Consider the following 15,542-nt stretch of genomic DNA (forward strand, 5'->3'; position numbering starts at 1 on the left):
TCAGGCGTCCTTCTGGCGCAGGGTGCGCTGTTCGATGCGTTTTTCGGGATGCGGGTTGTGCACGATGCGGTCGACGTAGATGCCGGGCAGGTGCACCTGGTCCGGATCCAGGCTGCCGGTCTCCACGACGTCCTCGACCTCGGCGATGCAGAGCTTGCCGGCCATCGCGCAGGCCGGGTTGAAGTTGCGCGCGGTCTTGCGGAACACCAGGTTGCCGGCGGCATCGGCCTTCCATGCCTTGACCAGGGCCACGTCGGCGCGCAACGCGGTTTCCAGCACGTAGTGCTTGCCGTCGAATTCGCGGGTCTCCTTGCCCTCGGCCACCACCGTGCCGTAGCCGGTGGCGGTGAAGAACGCGGGGATGCCGGCACCGCCGGCACGCAGGCGTTCGGCCAGGGTGCCCTGCGGGTTGAACTCCAGTTCCAGTTCGCCGGCCAGATACTGGCGCTCGAACTCCTTGTTCTCGCCGACGTAGGACGAAATCATCTTGCGGATCTGCCGCGTCGCCAGCAGCTGGCCCAGGCCGAAGCCATCGACGCCGGCGTTGTTGGAAATCACCGTGAGCCCGCCGACGCCACTGTCGCGCAGGGCTGCGATCAGGGCCTCGGGAATGCCGCACAGGCCAAACCCGCCGACCGCCAGGGTCTGTCCGTCCGCCACCACATCGGCCAGCGCCGTGGCCGCATCGGGGAAAAGCTTGCCGCGCCGCCCGCCCGCAGGGGTAGAGGTGTCGCCCATTCGCCAACTCCGCATTGGAATGTAGACAGCTAGTTTAGCCGCTCGGTGACTGCGACCCCCGCCGCACCGCCGCAACGACCGATTAAGCGCCGTAACGTTACACTCCGGTTTCCCCCAACTAGGACCCTCTTCCATGTCGCTTCCCGCATTCAAGGCCTACGACATCCGCGGTCGCGTACCCGACGAACTGAACGAGGACTTGGCCCGCCGCATCGGCGTGGCGCTGGCGGGGCAATTGGACAGCGGTCCGGTGGTGGTCGGCCATGACGTGCGCCTGGCCAGCCCGGCGCTGCAGGCGGCGCTGTCGGCCGGCCTGCGCGCCAGCGGCCGCGAGGTCATCGACATCGGCCTGTGCGGCACCGAGGAAGTGTATTTCCAGACCGACCACCTGCAGGCGGCCGGCGGCGTGATGGTCACCGCCAGCCACAATCCGATGGACTACAACGGCATGAAGCTGGTGCGCGAGAACGCGCGCCCGATCAGCTCCGATACCGGCCTGTTCGCGATCCGCGACACCGTCGCCGCCGACACCGCGCCGGCCGTCGAGCCGACCGCTGCCGAGCATCACCGTCCCGACAAGAGCGCCTACATCGAGCACCTGCTCAGCTATGTCGACCGCGCCACGCTCAAGCCGCTGAAGCTGGTGGTCAACGCCGGCAACGGCGGTGCCGGCGCCATCGTCGACCTGCTCGCGCCGCACCTGCCGTTCGAGTTCGTGCGCGTCTTCCACGAGCCGGACGGGCACTTCCCCAACGGCATTCCCAACCCGCTGCTGCCGGAGAACCGCGCCGCCACCGCCAACGCGGTCAAGCAGCACGGCGCCGACTTCGGCATCGCCTGGGACGGCGACTTCGACCGCTGCTTCTTCTTCGACGCCGACGGCCGCTTCATCGAGGGCTACTACCTGGTGGGCCTGCTGGCGCAGGCGATCCTGGCCAAGCAGCCGGGCGGCAAGGTCGTGCACGACCCGCGCCTGACCTGGAACACCATCGAACAGGTCGAAGAAGCCGGCGGCATCCCGGTGCTGTGCAAGAGCGGCCATGCCTTCATCAAGGAGAAGATGCGCAGCGAGAACGCCGTGTACGGCGGCGAAATGAGCGCGCACCATTACTTCCGCGAATTCGCCTACGCCGACTCGGGGATGATCCCGTGGCTGCTGATCGCCGAACTGGTGTCGCAGTCCGGCCGCTCGCTGGCCGACCTGGTCGAGGCACGCATGCAGAAGTTCCCGTGCAGCGGCGAGATCAACTTCAAGGTTGCCGACGCCAAGGCCGCGGTGGCGCGGGTGATGGAGCACTTCGCCTCGCACGCGCCGACGCTGGACTACACCGACGGCGTCAGCGCCGAATTCGCCGACTGGCGTTTCAACCTGCGCAGTTCCAACACCGAACCGCTGCTGCGCCTGAACGTGGAAACCCGCGGCGATGCGGCGCTGCTGGAGCAGCGCACCCAGGAGATCTCCGAGCTGCTGCGCGGCTGATCCCACCACCCTCCCCCTAGACGCACTATGGAGTTCCATCGCCCATGAGCGACGTCCTTCCCATCATCCTGTCCGGCGGCTCCGGCACGCGCCTGTGGCCGTTGTCGCGCGAGTCGTATCCGAAGCAGTTCCTGCCGCTGGTCGGCGAACAGAGCATGCTGCAGGCCACCTGGCAGCGCGCGGCCCCGGTCGCCGCGCACGCGCCCATCGTGGTCGCCAATGAGGAGCACCGCTTCGTCGCGGCCGAGCAATTGCAGCAGATCGGCGTGAAGCCGCATGCGATCCTGCTCGAACCCAAGGGCCGCAACACCGCGCCGGCGATCGCCGTGGCGGCGCTGGAGGCCGCGCGCGATGGCGCCGATCCGCTGTTGCTGGTCCTGCCCTCCGACCACGTGATCGGCGACGAAGCCGCCTTCCAGGCCGCGGTGCGCGTGGCCGCCGTTGCGGCCGAGCAAGGCAAGCTGGTGACGTTCGGCATCAAGCCGACCGCACCGGAAACCGGCTACGGCTACATCAAGGCCGCCGCCGGCGACGGCGCGCACGCGGTCGAGCGCTTCGTCGAAAAACCCGACCTGGCCACCGCGAAAAGCTACCTGGCCTCCGGCGAGTACTACTGGAACAGCGGCATGTTCCTGTTCCGCGCTTCGCGCTACCTGGAAGAACTGCGCAAGTTCCAGCCCGCCATCGCCGACGCCTGCACCAAGGCGTGGCAGGCGGCCAAGCGCGATGCCGACTTCACCCGCCTGGACAAGGACGCCTTCGCCGCCAGCCCCTCCGACTCCATCGACTACGCGGTGATGGAAAAGACCGCCGACGCGGTGGTGGTGCCGCTGGACGCGAAGTGGAGCGACGTCGGTTCGTGGTCGGCGCTGCTGGACGTGTCGCCGCAGGACGCCAACGGCAACGCCCACCATGGCGACGTGATCGAGATCGATTGCCGCAACACCTACGCCTATGGCTCGCGCCTGATCGCAATGGTGGGCCTGCAGGACGTGGTGGTGGTGGAGACCGACGACGCGGTGCTGGTCGGCCATCGCGAGCGCATCCAGGAAGTGAAGGACATCGTCGGCAGGATCAAGGCCGATGGGCGTTCCGAGGCCACCTGGCACCGCAAGGTGTACCGCCCGTGGGGCGCCTACGATTCGATCGACAACGGCCAGCGGTTCCAGGTCAAGCGCATCACGGTCAAGCCCGGCGCCACGCTGAGCCTGCAGATGCATCACCACCGCGCCGAACACTGGATCGTGGTCAGCGGCACGGCCGAGGTCACCCGCGGCGAGGAAGTGCTGCTGCTCACCGAGAACCAGAGCACCTACATCCCGCTCGGGGTGACGCATCGTTTGAAGAACCCCGGCAAGCTGCCGTTGGAGCTGATCGAAGTGCAGTCGGGCAGCTACCTCGGCGAGGACGACATCGTGCGCTTCGAGGACACCTACGGTCGCACCTGAGTTCGGCGCACGCCGCAAACGCAAAGAGCCGGGCAGTGCCCGGCTCTTTATTTTTTCATCGATGCTGTTTTGTAGTGCGCGCCGTCTCAGGCGGCCGGCGCTGCCGCGGCGAGTTCGCCGATGACCTGGCGCAGACCATCGCGCCACTGTGGCAGTTCCAGCGCGAAATCGCGCTGCAGGCGCGACACGTCCAGGCGCGAATATGCCGGACGCTTGGCCGGGGTCGGATACTCCGCAGTGGTGATCGGCAGCACGCGTGGCGCGCGCAGCAACAGGCCCGCGGCCACCGCCTCGGCGAAGATCGCCTCGGCGAACCCGTGCCAGGTGGTCTCGCCGGCCGCGGTCAGATGCCAGGTGCCGGACGGCAACGTCGCGCGCTGCGCCAGCACCCGCGCGGTGACATCGGCGATCAGCGTCGCCGGCGTCGGCGTGCCGACCTGATCGGCGACCACCTTGAGTTCGTCGCGGTCGGTGCCGACCCGCAACATGGTGCGCAGGAAGTTGTGCCCGTGCGCTGCGTACACCCAGGCGGTACGGAAGATCAGATGCTGCGCACCGGACGCGCGGATCGCCTCCTCGCCGGCCAGCTTGGTGGCGCCGTACACACCCAGCGGCGCGGTGGGCGCATCTTCGGGATAGGGCTGCGTGCCCTGGCCATCGAACACGTAATCGGTGGAGTAATGCACCAGCGGCACGCCATGCGCCGCGCACCAGGCGGCGATCGCCGCCGGCGACTCGACATTGGCGCGGTGCGCGGCCTCAGCGTCCTGCTCGGCGCGATCGACCGCGGTGTAGGCCGCGGCATTGACCACCGCCGTCGGCCGCAGCCGGTCCAGCAGTTCGCCCAAGGTCTGCGGCTGGTCGAAATCGGCGCGCTCGCAGGCGCTGCCGTCGGGCAACTGGCCGCTGCGCGTGGTCGCGACCACCGGCCCCTGCCCGGCCAACGCCCGCAGCAGTTCCTGCCCGACCTGGCCGTTGCCGCCGAAGACCAGCACGCTCATGGCTGGTAGACCGGCAGGCGCTCGACCGGGATGTCGGCCAGGAACGGCGCAACCGCGTCCTTGCCCGACAGCACCGGCTCGGAGATCGGCCAGTCCACGCCGATCGCGGCATCGTCCCAGCGCACGCCGGCGTCGGCTTCCTTGACGTACACGTCGGTGCACAGATAGCTGAACACCGCCCGCTCCGACAGCACGGCAAACCCGTGGGCGAAGCCTTCCGGAATCCAGAACTGCTTCTTGTTCTCCGCGCTCAGCACCACCGCGGCCCAGCGACCGAAGTGCGGCGAGCCGTGGCGGATGTCGACGGCGACGTCGTACACCTCGCCCTCCAGCACGCTGACCAGCTTGCCCTGCGGCCGCGGCCACTGATAGTGCAGGCCGCGCAGCACGTCCTTGGCCGAGGTGGAGACATTGCTCTGCACGAACTTGGTGGGCAACCCATGCTCGCCGAAACGCTCGGCGTTCCAGGTCTCGAAGAAATAGCCACGCGCGTCACCGAACACCGCCGGCTCGATCACCACGCAGCCAGGCAGATTGGTTTCAATCACTTTCACGGAACGGATCCTCGTACAGCCAGTTCATGCAGGTAGGTGCCATAAGCGTTCTTGCGCAGCGGAGCGGCAAGTTTCTCCAGCTGCGCCGCGTCGATCCATCCCTGCCCGAAGGCGATCTCTTCCGGGCAGCACACCTGCAGGCCCTGCCGCGACTGGATGGTCTCGATGAAATTGGAGGCCTCGTGCAGCGACTGGTGGGTGCCGGTATCCAGCCACGCGTAGCCGCGGCCCAGCGCTTCCAGGTGCAACTGGCCCGCTTCCAGGTAACGGCGGTTGAGATCGGTGATCTCCAGTTCGCCGCGCGGCGATGGCGTCAGCTCCGCGGCATGGTCGCTGGCCTGACCATCGTAGAAATACAGGCCGGTGACCGCGTAGTGGGAACGCGGCTTGGCCGGCTTTTCCTCGATGTCGATGACCTTGCCGGAGGCGTCGAACTCCGCCACGCCGTAGCGCTCGGGGTCGTTGACCCAGTAGCCGAACACGGTCGCGCCATGCTGGCGCGCATCGGCGCGGCGCAGGGTCTCGGTCAGGCCGTGGCCGTGGAAGATGTTGTCGCCCAGCACCAGGCAACTCGGTTTGCCTGCGACGAAGTCGCGGCCGATCAGGTAGGCCTGGGCCAGCCCGTCCGGGCTCGGCTGCACCGCGTACTGGATGTCCATGCCCCACTGCGCGCCATCGCCCAGCAGCGCCTGGAACAGCGCCTGCTCGTGCGGGGTGTTGATGATCAGCACCTCGCGGATGCCGGCCAGCATCAGCACGCTGAGCGGGTAGTAGATCATCGGCTTGTCGTACACCGGCAGCAGCTGCTTGCTGACGCCCTTGGTGATCGGGTACAGCCGCGTGCCGGAGCCACCAGCGAGGATGATGCCCTTGCGTTGTGTCATGAGGTATTTCCTGGTGAAGTCCGCACGCGCATGGGCGGATTCTTGCGAGGGACTGGCGTTATGCCGCGGTGCCGATGCGTTCCAGCCGATAGCTGCCGTCGAGCACGCCCCGCACCCAGTCCTGGTGGCTCAGGTACCAGTCCACAGTGAGCGCGATGCCCTGTTCGAAGGTGTAGTGAGGCTCCCAGCCCAGCTCGTTCTTCAGCTTGGACGCGTCGATCGCGTAGCGCCGGTCGTGCCCGGGCCGGTCGGCGACATAGGTGATCTGGCTGGCACGCGGCTTGCCGTCTTCGCGCGGACGCCGCGCGTCCAGCAGCGCGCAGATCGCCTGCACCACCTCGATGTTCTGCTTTTCCGCATTGCCGCCGACGTTGTAAGTCTCGCCGACCTTGCCCTTGGCCAGCACGGTGCGGATCGCCTCGCAGTGGTCGCCGACGAACAGCCAGTCGCGTACCTGCTTGCCGTCGCCGTACACCGGCAGCGGCTCGCCGGCCAGCGCCTTGGCGATCACCAGCGGGATGAGCTTCTCGGGGAAGTGGTACGGACCGTAGTTGTTGGAACAGTTGGTGGTCAGCACCGGCAGGCCGTAGGTGTGGTGGAACGCGCGCACCAGGTGGTCGGACGCGGCCTTGGACGCCGAGTACGGCGAGTTCGGCGCATACGGCGTGGTTTCGCTGAACTTGCCGGTCTCGCCGAGCGTGCCGTAGACCTCATCGGTGGACACGTGCAGGAAGCGGAACGCGTCGCGGCGGTCTTCAGGCAGCGCCTTCCAGTGATCGCGCACAGACTCCAGCAGGCCGAGGGTGCCCACCACGTTGGTCTGGATGAAGGCGCCGGGCCCGTCGATCGAGCGGTCCACATGGCTTTCGGCGGCGAAATTGACCACCGCGTCGGGCTGGTGCTCGGCGAGCAGGCGGCCCACCAGATCGCGGTCGCCGATATCCCCGTGCACGAACACATGGTCCGGGTTGCCGTCCAGCGACGCCAGCGTGTTCAGGTTCCCGGCATAGGTCAACGCGTCCAGGTTGATCACACGGATGCCGCGCGCCACCGCCTCGAGCACGAAATTACCGCCGATGAAACCGGCACCGCCGGTTACGAGCCAAGTGGACACTGTGCGTCTCTCCTGATTGGCGCCGCTGGCGCCCGCTTCCCAAACATCACAGGATATACGTTTTGTATGAATGGATCGTGGTTAAACCGAGGGCTAAGACAATAGCCTGCGCTAACCATACGCCCTCGCATGGTACCCCGCACCCGGTTAGAATCCTCCGACTGCCCCGTGCCAGCCGCCGCGGCCGGGCCTTCCCGCACTGCTGAAGGATCTCGTACACGATGAAAATCCTCGTCGCCTACAAGCGCGTGGTGGACTACAACGTCCGCATCCAGGTCAAGCCGGACGGCTCCGGCGTGGTCACCGAGGGCGTCAAGCTCTCCGCCAACCCGTTCGACGAAATCGCCCTGGAAGAGGCGCTGCGCCTGCGCGACGCCGGCATCGCCAGCGAGGTGGTGGTGGCCACCATCGCCCCGGCCGACGCCGCCGCGCACCTGCGCAACGGCCTGGCGATGGGCGCCAACCGCGCCATCCACGTGGTCGCCGACGCGGCGATCCAGCCGCTGACCGCCGCGCGCACCCTGCTGAAGCTGGTCGAGCAGGAGCAGCCGGACCTGGTGATCCTGGGCAAGCAGGCGATCGACGACGACGCCAACCAGACCGGGCAGATGCTGGCCACGCTGTGGGGCCGTCCGCAGGCGACCTTCGCCGGTAAGCTGGTGGTGGCCGACGGCAAGGCCACGGTGACCCGCGAGGTCGACGCCGGCCTGGAGACCCTGGAAGTGGATCTGCCGGCGGTGGTCACCACCGACCTGCGCCTGAACGAGCCGCGCTTCATCAAGCTACCGGACATCATGAAGGCCAAGAGCAAGCCGCTGCAGACGCTGGCCTTCGCCGACCTGGGCGTGGAGGCCAACGACAGCCTCACCACCACCCACTACGCCCCGCCGGCCAAGCGCAGCCGCGGCGTGATGGTCAAGGATGCCGCCGAACTGGTGGCCGCACTCAAGCAGAAGGGGTTGCTGTAATGGCCAAGATCCTCGTCGTCGCCGAACATCTCAACGGGCAGCTCAACGCCGCCACCGCCAAGTGCGTCAGCGCCGCGCAGGCGCTGTCGGCCGAGGCCATCGACATCGTGGTGCTGGCGTCCGATCCGGCCGCGGTGGCTGCCCAGGCCGCGCAGATCGCCGGCGTCGCCCGCGTCCTCACCGTCGCCAACTCCGCCAACGAACACGCCATCGCGCAGGTGCTGGGCCCGCAGATCGCCGCCTTGGCGAAGAGCTACACCCACGTGTTCGGCCCCTCCACCACCTTCGGCAAGGACCTGATGCCGGTGGTGGCCGCCCTGCTCGGCGTCAACCAGATCTCCGACCTGATGGCGGTGGACGGCGACTACGCGTTCAAGCGCCCGATCTACGCCGGCAACGCCATCATCAGCGTGCAGGCCCCGGCCGACCAGATCGTGGTCGCCACCGTGCGCAGCGCCTCGTGGCCGGAAGCGGCGCAGGGCGGCAGCGCGGCGGTCGAAGCGGCCAGCGTCGACGCGGCGCTGCCGAGCCACACCCGCTTCGTCGGTCTCGCCGCCGGCAAGTCAGACCGCCCCGATCTGCAGAGCGCCAAGCGCGTGGTCTCCGGCGGCCGCGGTGTCGGTTCGGCGGAGAACTTCCAGATCGTCTATCAGCTCGCCGACAAGCTGGGCGCGGCGGTCGGCGCCTCGCGCGCGGCGGTCGACGCCGGCTACGTGCCCAACGAACTGCAGGTCGGCCAGACCGGCAAGATCATCGCGCCGGAACTGTACGTGGCGATCGGCATTTCCGGCGCCATCCAGCACCTGACCGGCATCAAAGACGCCGGCACCATCGTCGCGATCAACAAGGACCCGGAATCGCCGATCTTCGAGATCGCCGACATCGGCCTGGTCGGCGACCTGTTCACGGTGCTGCCGGAGCTGGAGCAAAAGCTGGCCGAGCAGACTTGATCTGCATGCAACGTCTCTGGCAACTATTCAACTCGCCCAGCCTGCGCCCACTGCGTTTCATCGCAGTGGGCGGCGCCGCCACCTGCGTTCACCTAACCGTGGCGATGCTCATTTCCTTTTCGCTCCCCAACGTGTCCGTGTACCTGGCGAATCTGGTCGCGTTCATGCTGGCCTTCGGCGTATCGTGTCTCGGACACCGTCACGTGACGTTCCAGCGTCGCGGCAGCAGTCACCGCTTCTTCGTGATCGCAGCCGCGGGATTCATGTTGAACAACCTGATTCTTGCCATAGGCACGCAAGCCGGCCTAAACCGTCACGTGGCACTCGCCATCGCAGTGATCATCGTACCGGCCCTAAGCTACTTCGCCTCTTCGCTCTGGGCATTCACCGGCAAAAATTAACACGCTGATCCGGCCCCCGAACAAGACCTTCCGGCTAAGAGCGTCCAAAAAAATGATCAGCGGAGCGGTGTCAGTGCGTAGGTGCAGCGAGCGGTGATCAGCCAGAAACTCTGGCAGGAACGCCAGCCTCTGGTACCGTTGTCGAACCCCTTGCCCGAGGGAGGCCAGCTGCGGCGCGACGACCGCGCCGCCTTCAACGACATACTCTTCGTCCTGAAGACTGACATCCCATGGGAGGACCTCTGCGTCTTCGGCAGCAGCATGACCTGCTGACGGCGTCTGCGGCACTGGCAACGAGTGGGCGCCTGGCATCTTCGCACCGGGCGCCGCTCCATTGCCCGTGCCAGTCCGACCAGATCGGCTGGAGCCGCGCAAGCATCAACGGCAGAAGCATGCGTAGCCGCGCGGGCGAAGCTACCGGCCCAGCCCGACCGACTGACAAGGGCTAGTTCGGCAGTAAGCTGCCAGATCCAGACCGATGCCCACAGCCCGCTGCTTGCGTTCCTGGTAAACCAGACCAATCGGCATGATCGTGTTCTTCAAAAATCCGATCGATGCAGTGCAACCTCCAGGAGGCTTGCAAAGGCGGGCCAAGGAGACGGCAGGATAGGTCTGCTCAGAAAAGAGTTACGACTACTACAAGGGCCGCAAGGCGCCACGCGAACGCGGCATCCGGGCGCGTAGCGCGCAACGTGGTGTCATAAACAGTGAACAGCTCGGATGTGATCGCCAGGAGATCGAGCACACGACTGCCCGGACTGCGGGCTTCGGCAAGTCGCGCATCTGCTTCGAGCGACAGATCGACTCCCATCCGACTCTGCGCCAGCTCGCCTGCTCCATCATGTGCCTGCACTTCGCCGAGAAGTTTTGTCGGCCGCTTTAAGGCGAGCCCACCGAAAGCGCGGCACTGCACACACTATACCCCTTGTGCGGCAGGCATCTGACTTCATGCCCCGGCACAGATGCTACATCGGCCCCTTGGAAGACCACACGCACCTCCCCGGCTGCCAATGGTGCAGCCAGCCCGTTGGAGCACTCGAAATTACTCGTCTGCCGGGCCAGATGCATTGTATTGATCGGAGCTGCATAGCGTGAGGCAACCAAGAGCGCCTGCATCGCAACTGCATTGTCGGCACCAAGGCCGCAGCCGAACTGGGGGTAGAAATTGACGCTGTCGGCATGGGCAAACATCCGCGAGAGCAGAGGGATGTCCACTACCGCCGGCAGCGGCTGATGAAACATCCGCCAATTGCCTTCCCAGTTGCACTTCTGATCATAGCCTTGCAAGCAAGCAGCCGAACCCAATAGCGCCACGATCCAGACGCTGCCCTGCCGCCATTTGGAAAGATAGGCCATACAAGCCACCACGAGCACGTAGGCAACGGGCCAGAAGAAACGGCCGCCGCTTCGGAATTGCGCCAGCATGGCAGGGTAATCCTCAATCTTCTATATCTGATACTGCCCCAGATAGCCCGTTGTGGAGACGGCCAGCAACCAAAGTCCGATACAAGCGAGGATCAGCCCCGCCCGCCCTTTCAGTTCCAACTTGTCCGAACTGCACAGCAATCGGACCAGCACCACCGCCAGGAGCAACAGCGTGCCGGCACCAAGGTAGTTGAAGCCTTCGTATTGCCCTCCGGTGGCATCTGGGGTCGACCATCCGAATCCGGGAAACACCGCTGAAGCCGAGGGGAAGAACGGGGACTCCATATTCATCGAGAAATGACCAAACTCCCCACCTTGCTTGTAATTGCCGAAACAGCCCAGTATGTAGACCAGTGCCAAAGCGGCGATCAACGCCAACAAAATTCCCAATGCGCTCCGAGGCTGCCGGCGTACCAAGTCCAATGCCGCCGCCCCTGCCAGCGCAGCCACCATGACAAAGAGATAAGGGTGAAGCAGTAACGTCACCAGCGACAGCGCCAGATACAGACACACCACAGTACGCGTCGTGAAACGCGGCGATCGATAATAAAAACCGATCGCCAGCAACAAGACAAAGTGGCTCGTCAGCGCGATATGTCCAAAACTGAAGCGCGCCAGAAACGCCGGCATACTCAGGCACATAACCGCGCAGCATAGCGCAGCCCATCGTCCTTGGCCGCCAGCGGAACGGAACGCATATACCGCACTCGGCGCCAACAGTGCATAGCTCAGCTAGGCCGACAGATACGTGCCATTGACCGCATCTGCCCTCAAGCCTAGCGCCTTAAGCACCAACGCGAGCAGTGGCACGCTGTCGCTCATCACCACATTGGCACCGTAGGGCATGTTTGCGTTGGCATAATTCAGGATCGGCCAGCGCCATGCATCAGCGATGAAATAGCGTTGCCCGGCGAGATGTTGAGCCATGTCATCCTGTTGCACCAGGTCAAAGCCGCCGCTGCCAAAAATCAGGCTATAAGGCACCACCCAAGAGGCGACCAGCACGCCGAGCAGCAATGCGGGCCAGTACGGCCAGCACAGCCACTGGATGGAATTCTTGCGGACGTTGCTCATCGACATTGTCGTCTCTTGAAGCGGCACGCCGACTGCTCGCAGCCGGTGGCGATGGAGTAAATATCCCCCGGCAAAGCCGGGGGCTTTAGAGATGTGAGCCTCTCAAAGCGGCTGAGGCAGCGCTACTCGCCTCTCTTGTTAGGCCACCTGAAGGTGGCCGACTACCTCAGTAACTGCAATTGGTCCAAGCGCCGATCTTCCGCTTCTTGGTTCTGGATATATGCCCGGATCAACCCTTCATCCCGAACTACCGTCGTAACGAGGTAACCTCGCGCCCAGAAGCTCTACCCTACAAAGTTCCGCTTCCGCTCCCCATACACCCGCGCTGGGTGGATGGCGCTCTTGCGCTTGCTATAGCCCACCACCTGCGACACCGCGTACTTCGGCGGAATCTTCAGCAGCATATGGACATGATCTGGCATCAGATGGCATTCCTCGACCCGGCTCTCCTTCTGCTCGGCCAATCGCCGGAAGACCTCTCCTAGATGCTTCCTCAGACCCCCATACAGCGTCTTACGGCAACACTTCGGTATGAACACAACGTGGTACAGACGCCCCCACCTGATGTGACTTAAGTTCTCAAACTCATCCATCTCAGCTTCTCCGCCTCGCGTGCTTGGCGGCTCACGTTGCGGAGACTCCGGGATGTACTCCCGGATACGTCAAATTTCTACTGCCTCCCCGGCAGAGCTGGGGGAACTCTCAGGTTGGTTTAGAGAATCGATCTACTGGGCGCGATTCCAGTCGTGCCCTGGTTCGACCACAAAATCGACTTCCGGGGTTTCACCTTGATCGTTACCTTCTCCCCAACGCACTTGCAGGTGGTACAGACCCGCCTGCAACCGCAATGACGCGGGCAACGCTCCCGTGATCACCTTGCCATCGACCTTGGTCTCCTGCAACGGGCGCCCTTCAAGCCAGATGACCGCGTTCGCGTGCCCTAACGGCCGATTGAGTGCGACCCACATGGCAACCTCGCCATCGGTTTGTGGATAGAAGCGCTCACTGGCACCCAGTCCACTGGGACCGAACGCGCTGATTTGCAACTTGGCCCCATACATCCCGCGAGCAAAAACAGCGGAATCGCCACTGCCACTGACCGCCCTGAGGACAAAGCCATCATCGTATCTCGCTCTCGCAATAGCCTTGTACCGAGATTACATCGCGAAGGACATAGGCCGGCCGCCGCTTGGATTCAAGATAAGTTCTGCCAACGTATTCGCCTATGACACCCAGCGCCATCAACTGGATCGCAGACATGAAGGTGATAATCACCACTAGGCTGGCGTAGCCAGGCACCTCCACCCCGTTCACCACCGTACGCACCGTGATGTAGCAAGCGAACAGCAATGAACCGATTGCGGCCAAGCATCCCGTCAGCGTTGCCAGCCTTAATGGTGCGGTCGAGAAAGAAGTGATGCCCTCAATCGCAAGGTTGACCAAACGGATCCAGTTGAACTTGGTGATGCCAGCATTGCGCTCAGGCCGCACGTAATCGATCACGCTGGTCCTGAAGCCCGCCCAGGCGAAAAGGCCTTTCATGAAGCGCCGGTTCTCAGGCATGCGATTGAGTACATCGACCACGCGCCGGTCCATCAAACGGAAGTCCCCGACGTTCTCCGGGATGTCGATGTCGGAAATCTTGTTGATCATCCTGTAGAACATCGAAGCAGTGGTCCGTTTCGACATGGAATCAGCACTGCGATCGGCACGTCGCGCCAACACGACGTCACTCCCCCGCCGCCAGTGTTCTAGCATCTGAAACACGAGTTCCGGAGGATCCTGCAAGTCTGCGTCCATCGGCACCACCGCCTCGCCGTCAGCTACTTCCAGACCCGCGCTCAATGCGGCCTCCTTGCCAAAGTTGCGGGAAAGATCGACCAGCTTCAGCGAAAAGTTCGCGGGGCGATAGCCAAGCAACTGCTCCCACGTCCGGTCCGAGCTGCCGTCGTTGACGACCACGACTTGCCAAGCGTAGTCGCTGCCGACCACAAGCGCCTCAATCCTTGCCAATGTTTGATTGATCCCATCCTCCTCGTTGAATGCAGGAACGACCAGCGAAATCAATCGCTTGCTTTCTGGGGACGCCGTCATGAAACTTCCATTGATAAAGAAGGAGCAGTCAGCTTAATTGCTGCATGGCGTCACGGCATGACGCCAGACGCCAAGCCGGTAGTGCCGTTGCAGATCGATCGCGTGTTGCAGTATTTCGTGATTGTTGGCCTGAAGCAGCGCGACCGAGCTATCCGGGACGCCGTCGCAAGTCAGCGTAGCCCGACGCATGGTTGCAAACGCTTCCGCTCTGTAGGGCCAGATCACCGTCTCGGTAACCTGACTAAGGCAGTAGCCGATCAGTACTGGCAGCAGCAAAAGGTACGTCAGCCAGCGCGACCGCCGCCCGATATCGGCATGCGTCGCGAGTATCCATACCAAACCAAGCAGCAACCAACAGACATCAGGGTAATAACGCGACGCCATCGCTCCGAGCGGCTCGGATCCGCGCGAAAACGCCACGGCAAGCAGGGTAATCGAGCCATAAGCGATCAAAAACACCGGAACGACGCTGCCGCACCCTCGAACCGCTACCAGGTAGGACACGCACCGCCAAGCCAACAGCCCCAATAACAGCGCACCCACGCACCCGACCGCGACCAGCGGAATCGCGAAATGATCAATCGTTTCCATCCCCAGAAAACTTGAGGATGCTCCGAACAAGATGGCACGTACCGCGGCAACGGGCGATACGTGCTGCAGCCCGGTACTCCCTATGCCCTTCGGCAGAACGGCACCAAGCACCATGTAAGCAGCCAGCCCCAATACCACCGTGACGACCGTACAGATCAACGCGGCCCGACCGGCATTCCACTCGCCACGCACCGACGCTAACATGGCAGCAACCATAAGCGCGCCAGCGAAGCTATATATCCGTCCGTAGGCACACAACAACATCAGTGCCAACAATGCCAAGGACAGCAGCGAGCAACCCACCACCCCGAGCCGCCGCTCTCTCTGCAGCAACCAGCAACCCAGCGCTAGGAACATCCCGTTGCGTAGGTTTTCGGGGAAGCCAAGATCGAGCGTGTACAGCTCGAATCCCGCCAGGCTGAACACGATGGAGAGCATCGCCGCCAGCACCAATAGCGCCCGCGCTGCACCCGGTGACTGCCCGCGGATACGGGCGAATCGCAGATAGCTCGCGAACAGGACCAACGCCGTCCCCAACAGCACGAAGCCGGTCAGCACGTTGACCACCAGCACATTCATCCCCAGCACGCGGATGTTCAACCAAAGCACGAGCTGCGAGATCAGCCCATGATGATCCCCTTGGTTCCAGAAACGCGCCCACGCCACGCCATCCCACGGACGCTCGAAGTAGTAGCCGATGTACCGAAGCGAATCCATATACGCCACGTCGGCGCCAATAGTGACCACGTAGACTGTGTGTGCCGCCAGAAACGCAAGTGCCAACCCTATACCTGCCCAGGGCCAAGCCACAGTGCCAGAC

At 64.1% G+C, this 15,542-nt stretch carries 17 protein-coding genes and 1 pseudogene; 6 read left to right on the forward strand and 12 right to left on the reverse strand.

Annotated elements, in window-relative coordinates; genetic code table 11:
• Entirely contained in the window at positions 1 to 738 is a 738-nt protein-coding gene (locus SLW55_RS03795) for a CoA transferase subunit A (RefSeq protein ID WP_017907508.1), read from the reverse strand.
• A 133-nt stretch (positions 739 to 871) separates the two neighbouring features.
• Here SLW55_RS03795 and SLW55_RS03800 point away from each other — a divergent pair, with 133 nt between their 5' ends.
• Both SLW55_RS03800 and SLW55_RS03805 read left to right on the forward strand, forming a co-directional pair.
• A complete protein-coding gene (locus SLW55_RS03800; protein ID WP_320744607.1) occupies positions 872 to 2,218 on the forward strand; it encodes a phosphomannomutase in 1,347 nt (448 codons plus the stop codon).
• A 44-nt stretch (positions 2,219 to 2,262) separates the two neighbouring features.
• On the forward strand, positions 2,263 to 3,666 hold the full coding sequence (locus SLW55_RS03805; protein WP_152236051.1) for a mannose-1-phosphate guanylyltransferase/mannose-6-phosphate isomerase: 1,404 nt from the start codon (positions 2,263 to 2,265) through the stop codon (positions 3,664 to 3,666).
• Positions 3,667 to 3,752: 86 nt separating this feature from the next.
• Here the strand turns inward: SLW55_RS03805 and rfbD are convergent, their stop codons facing one another.
• From rfbD to rfbB, 4 genes are read right to left on the reverse strand one after another with little or no spacing between them, the layout of a single operon-like run.
• On the reverse strand, positions 3,753 to 4,667 hold the full coding sequence (gene rfbD, locus SLW55_RS03810; protein ID WP_295965398.1) for a dTDP-4-dehydrorhamnose reductase: 915 nt from the start codon (positions 4,665 to 4,667) through the stop codon (positions 3,753 to 3,755).
• A complete protein-coding gene (gene rfbC, locus SLW55_RS03815; RefSeq protein WP_152236053.1) occupies positions 4,664 to 5,221 on the reverse strand; it encodes a dTDP-4-dehydrorhamnose 3,5-epimerase in 558 nt (185 codons plus the stop codon). Before rfbC ends, rfbD begins: the two co-directional genes overlap by 4 nt.
• Positions 5,218 to 6,105, reverse strand: coding sequence for a glucose-1-phosphate thymidylyltransferase RfbA (gene rfbA, locus SLW55_RS03820; protein ID WP_295965397.1), 888 nt, complete (start codon positions 6,103 to 6,105; stop codon positions 5,218 to 5,220). Before rfbA ends, rfbC begins: the two co-directional genes overlap by 4 nt.
• 58 nt (positions 6,106 to 6,163) lie before the next feature.
• Complete coding sequence (gene rfbB / locus SLW55_RS03825) at positions 6,164 to 7,219, reverse strand: dTDP-glucose 4,6-dehydratase (protein WP_267100364.1); 1,056 nt, start codon at positions 7,217 to 7,219, stop codon at positions 6,164 to 6,166.
• A 221-nt stretch (positions 7,220 to 7,440) separates the two neighbouring features.
• On the opposite strand from rfbB, the gene SLW55_RS03830 reads away from it, so the two are divergent.
• The 4 genes from SLW55_RS03830 (at position 7,441) to SLW55_RS03845 (ending at position 9,811) form a co-directional block, all read left to right on the forward strand.
• Complete coding sequence (locus SLW55_RS03830; protein WP_010340209.1) at positions 7,441 to 8,187, forward strand: electron transfer flavoprotein subunit beta/FixA family protein; 747 nt, start codon at positions 7,441 to 7,443, stop codon at positions 8,185 to 8,187.
• Positions 8,187 to 9,137, forward strand: a complete 951-nt coding sequence (locus tag SLW55_RS03835; RefSeq protein ID WP_267100365.1) for an electron transfer flavoprotein subunit alpha/FixB family protein — start codon at positions 8,187 to 8,189, stop codon at positions 9,135 to 9,137. Before SLW55_RS03830 ends, SLW55_RS03835 begins: the two co-directional genes overlap by 1 nt.
• A 5-nt stretch (positions 9,138 to 9,142) precedes the next feature.
• The gene (locus SLW55_RS03840; protein WP_295965396.1) at positions 9,143 to 9,538 is read left to right on the forward strand and encodes a GtrA family protein; all 396 of its coding nucleotides are present in this window, start codon (positions 9,143 to 9,145) and stop codon (positions 9,536 to 9,538) included.
• 93 nt (positions 9,539 to 9,631) lie between these two features.
• On the forward strand, positions 9,632 to 9,811 hold the full coding sequence (locus SLW55_RS03845) for a transposase (protein ID WP_267100367.1): 180 nt from the start codon (positions 9,632 to 9,634) through the stop codon (positions 9,809 to 9,811).
• Between the two features lie 606 nt (positions 9,812 to 10,417).
• Here the strand turns inward: SLW55_RS03845 and SLW55_RS03850 are convergent.
• From SLW55_RS03850 to SLW55_RS03880, 7 genes and pseudogenes are all read right to left on the reverse strand, one after another.
• Positions 10,418 to 10,963, reverse strand: coding sequence for a hypothetical protein (locus tag SLW55_RS03850; RefSeq protein ID WP_267100368.1), 546 nt, complete (start codon positions 10,961 to 10,963; stop codon positions 10,418 to 10,420).
• A 21-nt stretch (positions 10,964 to 10,984) separates the two neighbouring features.
• The gene (locus SLW55_RS03855) at positions 10,985 to 11,593 is read right to left on the reverse strand and encodes a hypothetical protein (RefSeq protein WP_295965395.1); all 609 of its coding nucleotides are present in this window, start codon (positions 11,591 to 11,593) and stop codon (positions 10,985 to 10,987) included.
• Between the two features lie 102 nt (positions 11,594 to 11,695).
• Complete coding sequence (locus tag SLW55_RS03860; protein ID WP_320744610.1) at positions 11,696 to 12,043, reverse strand: hypothetical protein; 348 nt, start codon at positions 12,041 to 12,043, stop codon at positions 11,696 to 11,698.
• 155 nt (positions 12,044 to 12,198) lie between these two features.
• Positions 12,199 to 12,630: pseudogene (gene tnpA, locus SLW55_RS03865) on the reverse strand (IS200/IS605 family transposase).
• Between the two features lie 132 nt (positions 12,631 to 12,762).
• Positions 12,763 to 13,098, reverse strand: a complete 336-nt coding sequence (locus SLW55_RS03870) for a hypothetical protein (RefSeq protein WP_320744612.1) — start codon at positions 13,096 to 13,098, stop codon at positions 12,763 to 12,765.
• A 58-nt stretch (positions 13,099 to 13,156) separates the two neighbouring features.
• Entirely contained in the window at positions 13,157 to 14,131 is a 975-nt protein-coding gene (locus SLW55_RS03875) for a glycosyltransferase family 2 protein (protein WP_267100372.1), read from the reverse strand.
• 33 nt (positions 14,132 to 14,164) lie between these two features.
• Positions 14,165 to 15,505: a hypothetical protein gene (locus SLW55_RS03880; protein WP_267100373.1), complete on the reverse strand. Its 1,341-nt coding sequence runs from the start codon at positions 15,503 to 15,505 to the stop codon at positions 14,165 to 14,167.
• Positions 15,506 to 15,542: the final 37 nt, after the last annotated feature.

The organism is Xanthomonas sp. LF06-19 (genome assembly GCF_034105425.1).
In the GTDB taxonomy this organism is placed as follows: domain Bacteria; phylum Pseudomonadota; class Gammaproteobacteria; order Xanthomonadales; family Xanthomonadaceae; genus Xanthomonas_A; species Xanthomonas_A sontii.